The sequence below is a fragment of the Planktothrix serta PCC 8927 genome, from assembly GCF_900010725.2.
GTDB classification, from domain to species: domain Bacteria; phylum Cyanobacteriota; class Cyanobacteriia; order Cyanobacteriales; family Microcoleaceae; genus Planktothrix; species Planktothrix serta.
Map to the genome: position 1 here is coordinate 245,351 of NZ_LR734869.1, position 15,267 is coordinate 260,617.

General features: G+C 41.8%; 18 protein-coding genes. 7 read left to right on the forward strand and 11 right to left on the reverse strand.

Features of this window, described 5'->3' with window-relative positions:
* Window positions 1-78: 78 nt before the first annotated feature.
* Window positions 79-645, reverse strand: coding sequence for a photosystem I assembly protein Ycf4 (locus PL8927_RS11955; protein WP_083621617.1), 567 nt, complete (start codon window positions 643-645; stop codon window positions 79-81).
* 342 nt (window positions 646-987) lie between these two features.
* Here PL8927_RS11955 and psbD point away from each other — a divergent pair, with 342 nt between their 5' ends.
* Window positions 988-2,046: a photosystem II D2 protein (photosystem q(a) protein) gene (gene psbD, locus PL8927_RS11960; protein WP_083621619.1), complete on the forward strand. Its 1,059-nt coding sequence runs from the start codon at window positions 988-990 to the stop codon at window positions 2,044-2,046.
* Complete coding sequence (gene psbC, locus PL8927_RS11965; protein WP_083621621.1) at window positions 2,030-3,412, forward strand: photosystem II reaction center protein CP43; 1,383 nt, start codon at window positions 2,030-2,032, stop codon at window positions 3,410-3,412. The genes psbD and psbC overlap by 17 nt, the downstream gene beginning before the upstream one ends.
* A gap of 98 nt (window positions 3,413-3,510) precedes the next feature.
* Here psbC and PL8927_RS11970 read toward each other — a convergent pair whose 3' ends face one another.
* From PL8927_RS11970 to PL8927_RS11980, 3 genes are read right to left on the reverse strand one after another with little or no spacing between them, the layout of a single operon-like run.
* The gene (locus PL8927_RS11970) at window positions 3,511-3,738 is read right to left on the reverse strand and encodes a hypothetical protein (RefSeq protein ID WP_083621623.1); all 228 of its coding nucleotides are present in this window, start codon (window positions 3,736-3,738) and stop codon (window positions 3,511-3,513) included.
* A 9-nt stretch (window positions 3,739-3,747) separates the two neighbouring features.
* Complete coding sequence (locus tag PL8927_RS11975; protein WP_083621626.1) at window positions 3,748-4,155, reverse strand: PIN domain-containing protein; 408 nt, start codon at window positions 4,153-4,155, stop codon at window positions 3,748-3,750.
* Window positions 4,142-4,384, reverse strand: a complete 243-nt coding sequence (locus tag PL8927_RS11980; protein ID WP_083621629.1) for an antitoxin family protein — start codon at window positions 4,382-4,384, stop codon at window positions 4,142-4,144. The genes PL8927_RS11975 and PL8927_RS11980 overlap by 14 nt, the downstream gene beginning before the upstream one ends.
* 490 nt (window positions 4,385-4,874) lie before the next feature.
* On the opposite strand from PL8927_RS11980, the gene PL8927_RS28980 reads away from it, so the two are divergent.
* Window positions 4,875-5,135 carry a hypothetical protein gene (locus tag PL8927_RS28980; RefSeq protein ID WP_083621632.1) on the forward strand — a complete coding sequence of 87 codons (261 nt, stop codon included), beginning with the start codon at window positions 4,875-4,877 and terminating at the stop codon, window positions 5,133-5,135.
* 134 nt (window positions 5,136-5,269) lie between these two features.
* Here the strand turns inward: PL8927_RS28980 and PL8927_RS11990 are convergent, their stop codons facing one another.
* The 5 genes from PL8927_RS11990 to mnmA form a co-directional block, all read right to left on the reverse strand.
* Entirely contained in the window at window positions 5,270-5,605 is a 336-nt protein-coding gene (locus PL8927_RS11990) for a putative toxin-antitoxin system toxin component, PIN family (protein WP_083621635.1), read from the reverse strand.
* The gene (locus PL8927_RS11995) at window positions 5,602-5,961 is read right to left on the reverse strand and encodes a hypothetical protein (RefSeq protein ID WP_083621638.1); all 360 of its coding nucleotides are present in this window, start codon (window positions 5,959-5,961) and stop codon (window positions 5,602-5,604) included. The genes PL8927_RS11990 and PL8927_RS11995 overlap by 4 nt, the downstream gene beginning before the upstream one ends.
* Before the next feature lie 93 nt (window positions 5,962-6,054).
* Window positions 6,055-6,723, reverse strand: coding sequence for a peptidoglycan-binding domain-containing protein (locus tag PL8927_RS12000; RefSeq protein ID WP_083621641.1), 669 nt, complete (start codon window positions 6,721-6,723; stop codon window positions 6,055-6,057).
* 88 nt (window positions 6,724-6,811) lie between these two features.
* Complete coding sequence (locus PL8927_RS12005; RefSeq protein WP_083621643.1) at window positions 6,812-8,092, reverse strand: M16 family metallopeptidase; 1,281 nt, start codon at window positions 8,090-8,092, stop codon at window positions 6,812-6,814.
* Between the two features lie 222 nt (window positions 8,093-8,314).
* Entirely contained in the window at window positions 8,315-9,400 is a 1,086-nt protein-coding gene (gene mnmA, locus PL8927_RS12010) for a tRNA 2-thiouridine(34) synthase MnmA (RefSeq protein ID WP_083621982.1), read from the reverse strand.
* Between the two features lie 281 nt (window positions 9,401-9,681).
* Here mnmA and PL8927_RS12015 point away from each other — a divergent pair, with 281 nt between their 5' ends.
* Genes PL8927_RS12015 through PL8927_RS12025 form a run of 3 tightly spaced genes read left to right on the forward strand, consistent with a single transcriptional unit; the run spans window position 9,682 to window position 13,016 of the window.
* A complete protein-coding gene (locus PL8927_RS12015; RefSeq protein WP_083621647.1) occupies window positions 9,682-10,650 on the forward strand; it encodes an SPOR domain-containing protein in 969 nt (322 codons plus the stop codon).
* A 58-nt stretch (window positions 10,651-10,708) separates the two neighbouring features.
* A complete protein-coding gene (locus PL8927_RS12020) occupies window positions 10,709-12,280 on the forward strand; it encodes an NAD(P)H-hydrate dehydratase (RefSeq protein WP_083621649.1) in 1,572 nt (523 codons plus the stop codon).
* A gap of 13 nt (window positions 12,281-12,293) precedes the next feature.
* Entirely contained in the window at window positions 12,294-13,016 is a 723-nt protein-coding gene (locus tag PL8927_RS12025) for a M23 family metallopeptidase (protein ID WP_083621652.1), read from the forward strand.
* On the opposite strand, the gene PL8927_RS12030 is transcribed toward PL8927_RS12025, so the two are convergent.
* Together PL8927_RS12030 and PL8927_RS12035 are read right to left on the reverse strand one after the other, a co-directional pair.
* Complete coding sequence (locus tag PL8927_RS12030) at window positions 13,013-13,435, reverse strand: NUDIX hydrolase (protein ID WP_083621654.1); 423 nt, start codon at window positions 13,433-13,435, stop codon at window positions 13,013-13,015. The genes PL8927_RS12025 and PL8927_RS12030 overlap by 4 nt on opposite strands.
* A 24-nt stretch (window positions 13,436-13,459) precedes the next feature.
* Complete coding sequence (locus PL8927_RS12035; protein WP_083621657.1) at window positions 13,460-13,876, reverse strand: hypothetical protein; 417 nt, start codon at window positions 13,874-13,876, stop codon at window positions 13,460-13,462.
* Window positions 13,877-14,050: 174 nt separating this feature from the next.
* Between PL8927_RS12035 and PL8927_RS12040 the strand changes: the two genes are divergently transcribed.
* On the forward strand, window positions 14,051-15,241 hold the full coding sequence (locus PL8927_RS12040) for an RNA-guided endonuclease InsQ/TnpB family protein (protein ID WP_156093185.1): 1,191 nt from the start codon (window positions 14,051-14,053) through the stop codon (window positions 15,239-15,241).
* The last annotated feature ends 26 nt before the right edge of the window (window positions 15,242-15,267 follow it).

Here is a 15,267-nt window from a genome sequence, read left to right on the forward strand (position 1 = left end):
AGAAGTAAGGGTAAAAACCAGTGCTGTGTGTTGAATTTTTTCATCTTCAGTTTCAATTTTTTTGTGCAGTCGGATATCCTAAAGCCCTTCTAAGGGGACTTGTAAAAATTTAGCTAATTCTGCCCCTTGGTTTTCCACATCAGACAGTGGTAGAGGTTGGCCGACACGGGTTAAGGGGATTTCCCGACGGTCTTTAAGTTTGAGATACAAAGCTCGACGGGGGTTGAGACCATCTTTGATATCTACCCGAACCGATTGAACCTGATTGATGTTGCAATTGAATTCAACTTTGCGGTTTTTGCCCGGAAAACCCCATCGGAAAATATTAACTTTCCCCGTTTCCCGATTAAATTCATTGTATCCGCCGCCTAAGTCCCCCAGAATCACTAACCATAAATATAAAGCTAGTAACAAAGCTGCGGCTCCATATAGACCCATGACAATACCTTGAGGGATAAAAATCAGTTGGGTCGGATCGGCGAAGGGTAAAAGATTAACTTTCAAATAGCTAGAAATACCGGATAAGAGAAAACCGGTGCCACCAATCGTGATCACACTGGCCCACCAGTAGTTACTGAAGCGACGGGAACCCGTAACTTTCTTATAAAGGATTTGACTCGTTGTGGTCTTTGTTTGGGTACTCATGAAACTCAGAATGTGAATCTTTACAGTCAACACCTTTGCAAAAATTGTTAACTGTAATATATAGTTATGTTAACTTGCTTAACAGTCTACCGCTAAATGTCCCCCGGTTAAACGAGGGCAATAAACTGTAGGTTGAAAGCATCCGACCAATTGCTGAACAGTTTGTCCTGCAAGGGAAAGAAACTGTTTTGTCAGACCTTCGGCCGAACTCAGTTCGGATTTGTTTCTACAAAAGGTCAAACCAGTGAAACGGTCAACCCCAGCAAAAATCGGGATACCGATTGATTGCGGGGTACTTCACAAAGGATAATGTTTTAGATAACCCAAGAGGATCGTTCTGAAATGACTATAGCAGTCGAACGGCCGCAAGTTGAGAGAGGATGGTTTGACGTCCTCGATGACTGGCTAAAACGCGATCGCTTCGTCTTCGTGGGTTGGTCAGGAGTTCTGTTGTTCCCCTGTGCTTACCTAGCTCTTGGTGGCTGGTTAACCGGAACAACCTTTGTGACTTCCTGGTACACCCACGGTTTAGCAAGCTCTTATTTAGAAGGCTGTAACTTCTTAACAGCCGCCGTTAGTACCCCCGCCAACAGCTTAGGACATTCCTTGCTGTTTCTCTGGGGGCCTGAAGCTCAGTGGGACTTTACCCGTTGGTGTCAACTGGGCGGTCTGTGGACATTTGTAGCTCTACACGGTGCTTTCGCGCTGATCGGCTTTTGTCTGCGTCAGTTGGAAATTGCTCGTTTAGTGGGCATTCGTCCTTACAACGCCATTGCCTTTACTGGGCCGATTGCGGTATTTGTCAGTGTGTTTCTGATGTACCCCTTGGGTCAGTCGGGCTGGTTCTTTGGCCCTAGCTTTGGGGTGGCGGGGATCTTCCGTTTCATCCTGTTCCTGCAAGGCTTCCATAACTGGACGCTGAACCCCTTCCACATGATGGGAGTGGCTGGAATTCTGGGTGGTGCGCTGTTGTGCGCCATTCACGGAGCGACGGTAGAAAATACCCTGTTTGAAGATGGCGACAAAGCCAATACCTTCCGGGCTTTTGAACCGACTCAATCGGAAGAAACCTATTCGATGGTGACCGCCAACCGTTTTTGGTCACAAATTTTCGGGATTGCTTTTTCTAACAAACGTTGGTTACACTTCTTCATGTTATTCGTGCCTGTCACGGGTCTGTGGATGAGTTCTATCGGCATTGTTGGTTTGGCTCTAAACCTACGCGCTTATGATTTCGTCTCCCAAGAATTACGGGCAGCCGAAGATCCTGAATTTGAAACGTTCTATACCAAGAACATTCTGTTAAATGAAGGTCTGCGGGCTTGGATGGCGCCTTCGGATCAACCCCACGAAAACTTTATTTTCCCTGAGGAGGTATTACCGCGTGGTAACGCTCTCTAATACTTCTTATATCGGCGGCCGTGACCAAGATTCCACTGGATTTGCTTGGTGGGCGGGTAACGCTCGTCTGATTAATTTGTCTGGTAAATTGCTGGGCGCACACGTTGCTCACGCTGGTTTGATCGTGTTCTGGGCTGGGGCAATGACCCTATTTGAAGTGGCTCACTTCATTCCTGAAAAGCCCATGTATGAACAAGGCGCGATCCTGATCCCCCACATGGCGACCCTCGGATGGGGTGTTGGCCCTGGTGGTGAAGTGATTGATGTCTTCCCCTATTTTGTGATTGGGGTTCTGCACTTAATCTCCTCTGCGGTTCTGGGTTTAGGCGGCATCTATCACGCCGTTCGTGGGCCTGAAGTCTTAGAAGAATATTCTTCCTTCTTTGGCTACGACTGGAAAGACAAAAACCAAATGACCAATATTATCGGGTATCACCTGATTCTGTTAGGTCTGGGTGCTTTCCTGCTCGTGTTCAAAGCCATGTCCTTTGGCGGTGTCTATGACACTTGGGCACCCGGTGGTGGTGATGTTCGCATCATTACCAACCCTACCCTCAACCCAGGAGCGATCTTTGGTTATCTAACTAAAGCTCCCTTTGGTGGAGAAGGTTGGATCATCGGTGTTGACAACATGGAAGACATCATCGGTGGTCACATCTGGATTGGTCTGATCTGCATTGCTGGCGGTATCTGGCACATCCTCACCAAACCGTTTGGTTGGGCGCGTCGGGCTTTCATCTGGTCTGGAGAAGCTTATCTGTCCTACAGTTTAGGCGCTCTGTCCCTGATGGGCTTTATCGCCGCTTCTTATGTTTGGTTCAATAACACCGCTTATCCGAGCGAGTTCTACGGCCCCACAAACGCTGAATCTTCTCAGGCTCAGTCCTTTGTGTTCTTAGTCCGTGACCAAAAACTCGGTGCAAATATCGGTTCGGCTCAAGGCCCGACAGGTCTGGGTAAATACCTGATGCGTTCTCCGACGGGAGAAATCATCTTTGGTGGTGAAACCATGCGCTTCTGGGATTTCCGTGGCCCTTGGTTAGAGCCACTGCGGGGCCCCAACGGTCTTGATCTCAACAAACTGAAAAACGATATCCAACCTTGGCAAATTCGTCGCGCTTCTGAGTACATGACTCACGCTCCTAACGGTTCTATTAACTCCGTGGGCGGGATCATTACCGAAGCTCAAGGGTTTAACTATGTTAACCCCCGTGCTTGGTTGGCTGGTTTCCACTTCATCGTGGGCTTCTTCTTCTTGGTTGGTCACTTATGGCACGCAGGTCGCGCTCGTGCTGCGGTGGCTGGTTTTGAGAAAGGCATTGACCGGGAATCGGAAGCTGTACTTTCTATGCCTAGCTTAGACTAAGGTTTAACTTTGGCTCTGATTAAAGCTTAGATTGTTAATTAAACACCCTGCCTGATTTTTCAGGTGGGGTTTTTTATATCAGAAAGCGCGAGATCTATCTAAGCAGGTTGACAAAAGCGACCTGTAACTCGCTCATATTCATCTTCTAGTAACCACATTTGGCTTTCTTCGTAAGTCTCGCTAGTAAAAATAGTTTTATAGTTTTGTGCAGGATTTTGAATAGAGAATTTACCCGACTGTTCTTTAATTAACATCAAAATATAAGGGGGAGAAAGCCAAGGATCAACCCAGATTTCCGCAAACTCCCATTCTAGTTCTAAATTCATAGCAGGGGGTTATAAAATTTTGAAAGGATTGACGATTTTTAGACCATCAATAGCTGAGTACCCAAAATCCTCCGTATAGAGAGTTTGAACATTCGCTTCCAAGCAGGCTGCAACCACCATTGAATCCCAGTGAGACAAACTAAAACGACCCATTAAGTCCTCAGCACGATCAATCACAGCCCAAGTTGGCAAGGCTGTGTACCAAACCTGTTGTAAGTCTCGAATATATTGATAGGCTTGCCCTCTGTTATACCCTAGAGGCTCTAGCTTACGACTGGCAGCCAAATACTCACAGGCAACCTGCCAAATTAAAACCCCATTTGTTAGGGAAGATACCAAAGAAACCGCAATTGCTTGTTTATCAGGATCGCGCGGATCATTGACATAAATTAAAATATTTGTGTCAACGGCGTTCATGCAACATATCCCGTGTAAACCGAGGGGAATTAGAAGGAATAGGATTTTGTTGCATCCTCTCCACAAGTTGCTTTAGAAAATTCTGTCTAGTGCCAATGTCAGTGATCTGGGGTGGAATGACTTGGGGTGATTGCACAAAAAGCTCAACTTCAACCCCTTCAGGTAAGTTACAGGGGTTTTTAAGAATAAATGTGCCATTACGATAAATTGCTTTCAAAGCTTGAGGCATAATCATACTAAAGTGAATCTAGGGTCATAGCATTTCAGGGCCACTAGATTCTCATTATAGTTTAGATTTTGTTCTGCTGATTGTAATCATCCTCGACGACTTCCAAGACACCTTAACCCCCCGTCAATTCGTCGGAAACTACCTGTCAGAATATGAAAATTATGGTAAACTGTTAACCGAAATTGGCAGATCTGCCCATAATAGTTGTCTCCTCCTCCTCAGTTGGGAACAACCCATCGAAATCGCCAACCTAGAAACCGAAAACCGCTATTGTAAAACCCTACAACTTCAAGGGTTAGGTCAAGCCGCAACACAACTTCTAGCGGACAGAAAACTCACAGACCAACACAAATGGTCAGAACTCATTCAACGTTATAGCGGCAACCCCCTCTGGTTAAATATTATTGCTTCTACGATCAAAGATTTATTTAATGACAGTGTTGAGCAATTTTTATCCTATAAAACTCTATTTTTAGGAGATTTAGAACCTTTGATTAAACAACATTATCAACGGTTATCCGAATCTGAACAACTTCTGATGTTGTGGTTAGCTAACCAAGATAAAACAGTCAATATTTTGAGTAAACCTACAGAATTTTCATCTGATACCGATTTTTTAAGGGCGATACAATCTTTAAAAAAACGGGGTTTAATTCAACAAGCCAGGAACAATAAAGAATCTTGCTGGAGTCTTGAACCTGTGATTAAAGAATATATGAAAAACCAATCTTTGAGTCATAGCAAACGTTAAAGAGATTGACTGTTAGTGCGTGTGCCGCGATGGAGAACCCTACAGTATTTTATTATATAATTTCTATAGATGGATAATTAGCGTTTACTTTGTATATTTTTTCAACCTGGGAAGATTTATGATCATCGATCAAATCATGGAAGAACTCCAAGATATTCCTGAAGATAAACTGGCAGAAATTTATAACATAATTCAGGATTTTCGTTTAAGGTTAAATCCTGAAAACTCCCAACCTCTTCTACATTAATTTTAATAGTAGCTTCCTTAACAATATCTAACCATTTTTGCTTGACTGGATCACTTAATTTAAGTTTCGGACGATTTAAAACCTGGCGATACTCATGTAAAATTGCTTCTGATACAATCCAATCCCAGTCATCGCTGGCTACAATAAAATCAATTGTGTGTTCTGGTTTTCCATCGGCAATGGTAGCAGAAATTAAAACATTTGTATCAATAATAATCTTCATTCTCTGATTCTCACTGCCTCAATTTCTGCTGCAATTTCTGCTTCCGATAAAGGATTGTCCGTGTGTAATTCTTGGATTTCTCGGCACAACTCGCTGAACCTTTGCGCTAGAGCTACTTTAGCTGGATTTTCGGGTGTATTTTTCCTCAACTCCCTAATTGTTTTAAGCTTTTCTTCTAGCAAATTTTGAGCGACTTCTCCTTGTACAATAGAAATATCTATGCTTTCTTGAGTGGAATTTTTATTGACTTTTTCAATGCTAATTACATCTCCTTCTCTGCTAATTTCAACCTCATCTAAACCTGCCAAAAAATATGGGGGAATGACCAGACCATTTTCAGTGACTCTTAATCTCATTTTTTTTCTACCTTTTTTCGCTACATCTCACGCCTCACCTTACACTTCACAGTTGGTGCGTGCGCTGCGCTTACACACCCTACAATTATCCTATCAACGTAACAGAATAATCCAAGTTTCTGGCCCAACAACGCCATCGGATTTTAGTTTATATTCGGTTTGAGCGGCTTTAACAGCTAATTGGGTTTCCGGGCCAAATACCCCATCAACGCCACCTTTGAGAAATCCCTTGGCTTTCAAACGTTCTTGTAAACCCGTTACCGCTATTCCTTGCATTCCCAGACGCAGAATCGGAAAACTAGGGTTATCAGGTGTAGTAGCTGCTGTTGCTGTATCCGTAGAATTACTGACAACGGCTGGCGGACAAACCGTATTATTTGTAACTGATGTAGCGGTTGGAGTCACGGGAGGAAATAAACGGTTCCAGGTTGTACTATCCGTAATTCCATTAACCGTTAACCCGGCGGCGGTTTGAAACTGAGAAACGGCCGTTGCGGTCTGTTCCGAATAAATCCCATCAACAGCACCCTGATAATATCCTAATAATTTCAGGGTGGCTTGTAGCTCAGAAACGTCCTTTCCCTGACTCCCCATTTTCAAAACCGGACGACTGACTTCTACGGCAATTTTTACCGGGGACAGATTCGGGGTTTGAGCAATTGCTGACGGTATCAAACTTAACCCGATAACAAACCCAGACGCTATCGATAAATAACGGTGAATTGTGAACCGAAACTCGTAATTATTCTGTTGTTGTTGCATAACAATCCTCCTCCCACTCTCAATTGAGGGATTTCTGCTTCCCATTGAACCTTGAAGGTAATTGTACCAGTGCAGGGAAGCAGAAAACCTAGGACTGGGAACCCACAAAGGCTGCTGGGCCAACGACGGATAGATAAGGTTCAATAAAATAGTGGTGAGCGACTCGCAAAGCTTCCTCTGAAGTCACGGCGGAAATATTAGTCTGAAATTCCGTATCAAATTCCATCCCTAACCCTAAACATTCATACCAGCCATAGATTTGCGCCAGTTGGGAGTTAGTTTGTTTTCCTAAAGCATATTGACCCAAGAGCTTATTTTTAGCCACTTGTAACTCATCCGAGGTTAGGGGAATATTGACGAGACGTTCAACTTCGGAGCGTAACCCCTCAATCGCAATATCGGTATTTTCCGGCGCCGTTCCCATGTACACTACAAACTGAGACTGGTCGAGACGAGTGGGAAAAAAGGCCGATACATCATAGGCTAATCCCCGTTTTTCCCGCAATTCCACAAATAACCGACTGGATAACCCGTTTCCTAGATAGGTATTTAAGACTTTTAAGGCAGAATAGTCTTCATTATTGACCGAACTGGTTAAATATCCCAACATAACAACGGACTGTTGGGTTTCTTGAGGGGTAATAGAACTTTGGGGATGGGGGGTTAAGGTGGGTAAGGATAATGTCGGTAAAGGGGTTTGAGGTGCTATCCAGTCGCCAAATACCCGTTGAATTTGTTCCGCCGCCACTTCTGGGGTAATGCGTCCGGCGATGGAGATAATTAAATTATCGGGACGAAAATAGGTTTGATGGAAGTCTTGGAGGTCATCGCGGCTGAGTTGGGAAACGCTGGCTTCTGTTCCCAGGGTAGATAAAGCGTAGGGATGATGTTGATACATCTGGTGTCGCAGTTGTTCAAAGGCGACAGAAAAAGGTTGTTCCCGTTGAGAACGAATTCCTTGAATGGTGATGCGGCGTTCGAGTTCAATTTCTTCGACGGGAAAGGAGGGGGAACGTAATAATTGACCCGTTAAACTTAAAATATCTTGAAAATCGGAAGCAACGGTTTTTAGACTTAGTAAAAAATAATCCGTTGACGTGTCTGCATTTAATTTAGCTCCAACGGATTCAACTTGTTCGGCAATTTCTAGGGAGGAAAGTTGGTCTGTTCCTTTGGTTAATACTGCTGCTAACAGATGGGATAGTCCTGATTTTTCCTGGGGTTCCCATCGGCTTCCTGTTCGCAGAAACAGACGAGTTGCAATAATATCAGCAGCCGGATTTTCAGTTACAAGTAACACAATTCTGTTATCCAGAACTGTGCGATGAACATTGCGAATGGTAGGGGATGGAATTAAAGTTTGGGTCACAGTTCCTCTGTTTTCCTTTGATAGTTGGGGGTTTAGATCGGCACTATTGCATCTTTTAGCACAAATTGACCCATTATGTAATCCGTGATTGTTCGGAATTATTTTTTGATGTTGAACATCGGTATAACTTCATAACCTAAAATTCTCTGTAATATTACTGTTGTTTAGGATACACTGTTATTGTTTGTTAACTATTAACAGACAACAGTTAACAGTTAACAGTTAACAATTTATTATAATTCCCCCTCCTAAGACTAAATCTCCGTCATACCAAACAGCGGCTTGACCGGGAGTAATCCCAAAAATAGGTTCATCAAAAATCAGTTTAACGCAAGACCCGATTTTTGGATCAATTTCTTCTGCTTCTGGGGAATTAAGGGGAACAACGGTAACGGGTTGGGGTTGCGACCGATAGCGAATTTGCACTTGGGCACGAATGGGGTTATCCGGTGGAGAAATCGACACCCAATTAACTCGTTTAATTATACATTCTGTTTGCACCGCACTCTCTCTATCCCCAACAATAACTTGATTTCGACCCGCATCAATTCTAACAACATATAAAGGATTGGGGGCAGAAATTCCTAATCCTTTTCGTTGTCCAATGGTATAATGATGAATGCCTTCATGGTGTCCTAAAACTTTTCCCTCGGTATCGACAATATCGCCTTTTTTCCCTGTAATATATTTATCTAAAAAGGCTTGCATAGAACCATTGGCTTCTACTAAACATAAATCTTGGCTTTCGGGTTTATCGGCGGTTTTTAACTCATATTGATTGGCAATTTGGCGAGTTTCGGTTTTTAAGACTTCTCCCAAAGGAAATAGAGTTCCAGCGAGTAAATCTTGAGTTAAGTCGTATAAAAAATAAGATTGATCTTTATTGCCGTCTACGGCTCGTTTTAATTGATAGCGATCGCTAATTTTATCATAGTCAATTCTAGCATAATGACCCGTTGCAATTCGATCAATTCCTAACTGTTCACGGGCATAATTTAACATCGGCCCAAATTTGACAGTGCGGTTACATTGAGAACAAGGTAACGGTGTAATTCCGGCACTATATCCATCCACGAGATAGTCTACAATATAGGTTTGAAATACATCTCGACTATCGACAATATAATGAGGAATTCCTAATTGTTCACAAATAGAAGCTGCATCTACCATTCCTTCAGAACAGCATTGTCCTTTTCCCTTCATCAACCAAAGGGTTAACCCCACCACCTCATATCCTTGGTGCTGTAACAGGGCGGCGGCTGTAGAACTATCGACTCCACCGGAAAGACCGACAACAACTTTGCTCATAATCCCATCAGAATAACTTGCCAATTTCGATAAACTCACTTATAGCAGGGAACAGGGAACAGGGAACAGGGAACAGGGAACTGGAAACTGGAAACTGGAAACTGGAAACTGGAAACTGGGAGGAAAAGACTTCACCGCCCTTGGTTCTAGCCTCCCTCTCTGTCCTAAGTGCCTTGGCGGTTGCTATAACTTTAATGTTGACTGATCTGCCAGTTTTGATCAAAATTACTGGCTAACCTGCCAATATCAATCGAACCTACTCAAAACGGGAGGACGCTAAAATGTCAGTCTATTCTATTGTAATACAGAAAAAAACAAATGGGTTTACAAAATTTCTAGGGAAAATCCCTCTATTTTCTACCCTAATCCTATTGGGGGGATATGGATGGATAGCAGACCCGGTTTTAGCTGAACAACGCTATGGGGTTTATGTCAATGGTGAGAGTCCTTTATTATTAGAAGTGGTGCAACAAGTTCAACCGGGAGCGATGTTGCAACGCTATAATAATCGCAGTATTATTGATCTGGGAATTTATTTTAATCAAAGTGAAGCTCAACAACTGATTGAAGCCTTAAAACAGCAAGGAATTCAAGGGGAAATTATTAACTTTAAAACCGGAGAAGATTTTAATAATCCGGTGACAGTAAATCCAATAATTATTCCTCCTGACCAAACCGATATAAAAGTGATTACCACTTCTATTCCCTCCGGTCAAATTCCTGTGACAACGGATTTAGGATTATATCAAGTTTTTGTCAGTCCAACGACGGCTTCTTTAAATGCAGTCCGACAAACTTCTCCCAATGCAGAAACCTTAACCTATCAAGGACAATTAATCATTCAAGCGGGAAGTTTTGTTAATCTGTCTAATGCAAATCAACTCCAACAAAGGTTAGCTTTAATGGGGATTTCTTCCTCGATTATTAACAGTACAGCACAATTACAAGCGTTTTTAGCCAGTATTCCGACTGTTCCTAATCCTGTACCCAATCAACCTAATTTTAATTTAGGATTAGGGAATACTAACGGTTATTTTATCTTAATTCCCAGTCAACGAAATCAACTGGTTGCTATGGCTCAAAATATTGTGGCTTTGGGTGTTCCTTCCCAAAGTGTTCAGATGCAACAAGCGCCTTCTAATCCTTTTGTTGCTGTTGGCCCCTTTGCGAATCAACAGTTAGCTCAACAATGGGAAACTTACCTCAAAAATTCAGGATTACCTCGTGCTACTCTCTATTTTGGGAGATAATTTTGGGCGGGAAAACCCCGCCCCTACGATATTATAATAGGGCGATATTACATATTTTATGAATCCTCAACTTAGAACCGAAAAACTTCAACAAATTGTTGTCACCGCAGAACAGATGCGAAACATTGAAGACCGGATTTTTTCTGCGGGAATACCTGTTGCTGCGTTAATGGAAAAAGTCGCTGGAAAAATTAGCCAACGGCTGCAAACTTTATTCTCAGAACAACAAATCAACCGCTATCATAAAATTGGGATATTAGTAGGGCCAGGACATAATGGCGGAGATGCGTTAGTTATCGCCAGAGAACTGTATTTTTTGGGCTATTATGTTATTATTTATAGTCCCTTCTCCAAACGAAAAGAATTAACAGAAGCTCATGCTAACTATGCAGTGAGTTTAGGAATTCCGGTTTGTTCTAATATTGAGGAATTACAAACCTGTGATGTGTTAATTGATGGGTTATTTGGATTTGGTTTAGAACGTTTTATTATCGGTGAAATAGCTACTATTATCAATACAATTAACACTTGGAATAAATTTGTTGTTAGTATTGATTTACCATCGGGAATTCATACCGATACTGGAGAAATATTAGGAACAGCTATTCGAGCAGATTTTACCCTGTGTTTAGGATTATGGAAACAAGCCTTTTTACAAGAGGTCGGCTTAGATTATATTGGCATAGCTGAACTAATTGATTTTGATATTCCCTTAACAGATATTACAGCAATTTTAGGCGAATCTCCTATCCTAAATCGCATCACTCCATCAATAGCAATTCACAGTTTACCCCTACCTCGTCTTGCCAATTCTCATAAATATAAAAACGGTCATTTATTAATCATAGCAGGTTCCCAACAATATACAGGAGCCGCTATTTTAGCCGGACTGGGAGCCAGAGCAAGCGGTATCGGAATGTTATCCATTGCGGTTCCCAATTCGATTAAACCTTTGCTCAGTTCAGCATTACCAGAAGCCTTAATTATTGGCTGTCCTGAAACAGAAAATGGAGCTATTCTTAAACTCTCAGAAGAAATCGATTTAAGACGTTATCAAACCATTGCTTGTGGCCCCGGATTAACTCCAGAAGCTCACCCTATTTTAGACCGAGTTTTAACAGCCAATTGTCCGATTATTTTAGATGCAGATGCCTTAAATATTTTAGCTAAACTCAATCCATTTTTTACCCTATCTTCTCGTCAATCTCCAACAATTATTACTCCCCATTTTGGAGAGTTTAAACGTCTGTTTCCCGAATTAATAGAATTAGAAAAAAATAAAATAACTTTAGCGAAACAAGCCGCCGAATTAACCGGGGCAATTATTGTCTTAAAAGGGGCAAGAACCTGTATAGCTACCCCGAATCAAGTTTGGATTAATCCTGATAGTACCCCCGCTTTAGGTCGAGGCGGAAGTGGCGATGTTTTAACAGGATTAATAGGAGGGTTGTTACCCCCTATCATTTTAGCGGAAAAACCTGTAGAATCAATTGTTAATACTGCGGTTTGGTGGCATTCTCAAGCTGGAATTCTAGCAGCAAGAGAACGGACGGAATTAGGGGTTGATGCCTATACCTTAACCCAATATTTAATTCCCGCTTTAATACCGTTTATAAAACCAAGATCATAGGAAATAAGTCACGATGAAATTACAAGTTTTAGAACATACGGTTTTTAAACTTCATCCCGTTGCTGCTGAAGCGATTTCTTATAATGAAAAAATATGTGCTTATTGTGATACAATCTTTGAAATAGAAAGTTGTTCTGAAGCAGAAGACAACCATTTACAGGTTAATTTCTTATCTCCTAAACCCAAAAATATGATCACTTGGTTTGTTCTAGCTCATCAAGTTAGACTCTTAGAAACCGATGAAGAATTAACCGCCTCCCGTTCAGTTTCTTCCGCTTCCTTTGCTGCTTCTAATTCTGATTGGATATGGCCGATGACGGGAACCAGTATGGGGTCAAGGGCAGAATTTGGTTATGCCAGAGGCAGACTTCATGCAGGTCTTGATATTGGGGGATATACCCCTGATGAATGTTATGCAGCTAGTGATGGTGTGGTAGATTATATTAAAAATGATTGTAGTGGTGCCGAAGGTCGGGCAATTTATATTAAACGTTCTAATGGTTGGGAACACGTTTATTTTCATTTACAATCTATTCGGGTTAAAGTAGGTCAAACTATTACAAAAGGTCAATTTATAGGAGTCCGGGGAGGTTCAGGTTTTGGTTATGAAGGGTTAGAAATTGATGGCGGAGGCTATTCCATTCATCTCCATTTTGAAGTGCGTCAACCGAATGGCGAATCTGTTAATCCGCGTTCTATTTTACCCGATGATGGCAGTGTTCCAATTGTGGGTTAAATTAACTTCTGAGCCATGAAATCTAACAAAATCTTTTGATGAGGAGTTCCGATTAACCTAACCATTCCCGCTTTTTCAGAATAACATTCTCCCGCTTGAATATCTTCTGGAGTTAATAACCCCATATCCCATCCTTCATTTAAAACTAATTGACTCAAATCAACCGTTAAAGGAGCATAAAAAACTGAACGATTAACCAGAGAATCAGCATAGTGATTAAACAGAATTACATCAGAAACATGATAACCAATTTCCTCTATTAATTCTCGTTTTAAGCACAATTCCGGGGTTTCTTCTGGTTCTAAATGTCCCCCAAACAATCCCCAAACCCCCGGATGAACAATACCTGGAATATTATCTCGCAACTGAAATAAAAACTTTCCATCTCGATAAAGAATTGCCAAAGAAACTTGAATCATAATTTATTGCCTATTGCCTATTGCCTATTGCCCTTTTATTTCTGATTGACGTTCAATTTCTTTGAGATAAACCTCTCCTATATCTTTGCCTTTCATATCTTTAATTAAAATACTTTTATATTCGACTTTACCCTGAATTAATAAGTCTTGGTTGAGGGGGGGTAAGGGTTGAGTGGTAAATACCCAAATTGAACCTGTATTATCTTGGAGTTGATAAGCACCTGCACCTAAAAATGGTGCATGGCTTTCAACTTTACCTCGTAGATAAACTTTAGCACCGATTTTCTGCCTTTGTTGAAGCTGATCAATTTTAGCGGTGTTCAAATTAATCCAAGTTTCAGAGTGGGTAATACTCCCACAACTGACTAATCCGGTCACAAATAGTAATACAATACTAATGTGCAGGGTTTGGGTGAACTTCAGTGGAAATGAAAAGGTCATGGAGTCTGGAAGTGTTCGTAAAATTCTCTTCTCCAGCCTATAACCTTTTATTGAAAAAAGATTAAATTTATCAAAAATAGGCGCCAGAAGACCCGCACCATAAGGAACGTTGGTGTCGGGATGAATGGCGGGGCATTAAAAAACAATTACAGATTTTGTGTTAGAATGCAAGACATGACAGAAAAAGCCTACCGCTACCGATTCTACCCGACTTCTGAACAAGAAGACTTGTTGAGGAGAACATTGGGGTGTGTTCGACTAATCTACAACAAAGCATTAGCAGAACGAACCCAAGCTTGGTATGAACGGCAAGAACGAGTAGACTATTCTCAAACGTCTTCAAACTTAACTGCATGGAAAAAACAAGAGGAACTAGACTTTCTTAATGATGTTAGTTCAGTTCCACTTCAGCAAGGATTAAGACATCTGCAAACCGCTTTTACCAACTTCTTTGCAGGTCGGGCTAAATATCCGAACTTCAAGAAAAAACGTCATGGAGGTAGTGCAGAATTTACGTCATCTGCATTCACCTATAAAAACGGTGAAATCTATCTAGCTAAGAGTAAACAACCTTTACCGATTCGGTGGAGTCGTCAACTCCCTTCTGGATGTCAACCCTCAACTATAACAGTTAAGTTAGACCCTAGCGGTCGATGGTTTGTCTCCGTAAGAATTGATGACCCAACTGATAACAAGTTGGAGCCAACCGATAAAAATTTAGGAATAGATTTAGGAATTTCTAGTCTATTTACAACATCTGATGGAGTTAAGGTTGCCAATCCCAAACACTTTAATCAGCTACATAAAAAACTGCGACTTGCTCAAAAATCCTTGAGTCGGAAAACACCGGGATCAAAGAATAGAGAGAAAGCCAGAAAAAAAGTAGCCCGAATTCACGCCCAAATTACCGATTGCAGAAGGGATCATACTCACAAAATAACAACTCAACTCATTCGGGAAAATCAAACGATAGTTGTTGAGGATTTAGCGGTGGGGAATCTGATCAAGAATCCTAAATTAGCTAGGGCAATTAGTGATGCTAATTGGGCAGAACTTGTCCGTCAATTAACATATAAAGCTGAGTGGTACGGGCGAAAATTAATTAAAATAGACCGATGGTTTCCCAGTTCCAAACGTTGTGGAAACTGTGGACATATTTTAGATAAATTGCCATTAAATATCAGGGAATGGGATTGTCCTAATTGCGGGATGCACCATGACCGTGATATTAATGCAGCAAATAACATTTTGGCGGCAGGGCTTGCCGTTTCAGTCTGTGGAGCGACTGTAAGACCTGAGCAGAGTAAATCTGTTAAGGCGGGTGCGAAAACCCGCAAGGGACGGAAACAGAAAACCAAGTCGTGAGTCTTGGGAATCCCTCACCATAAGCT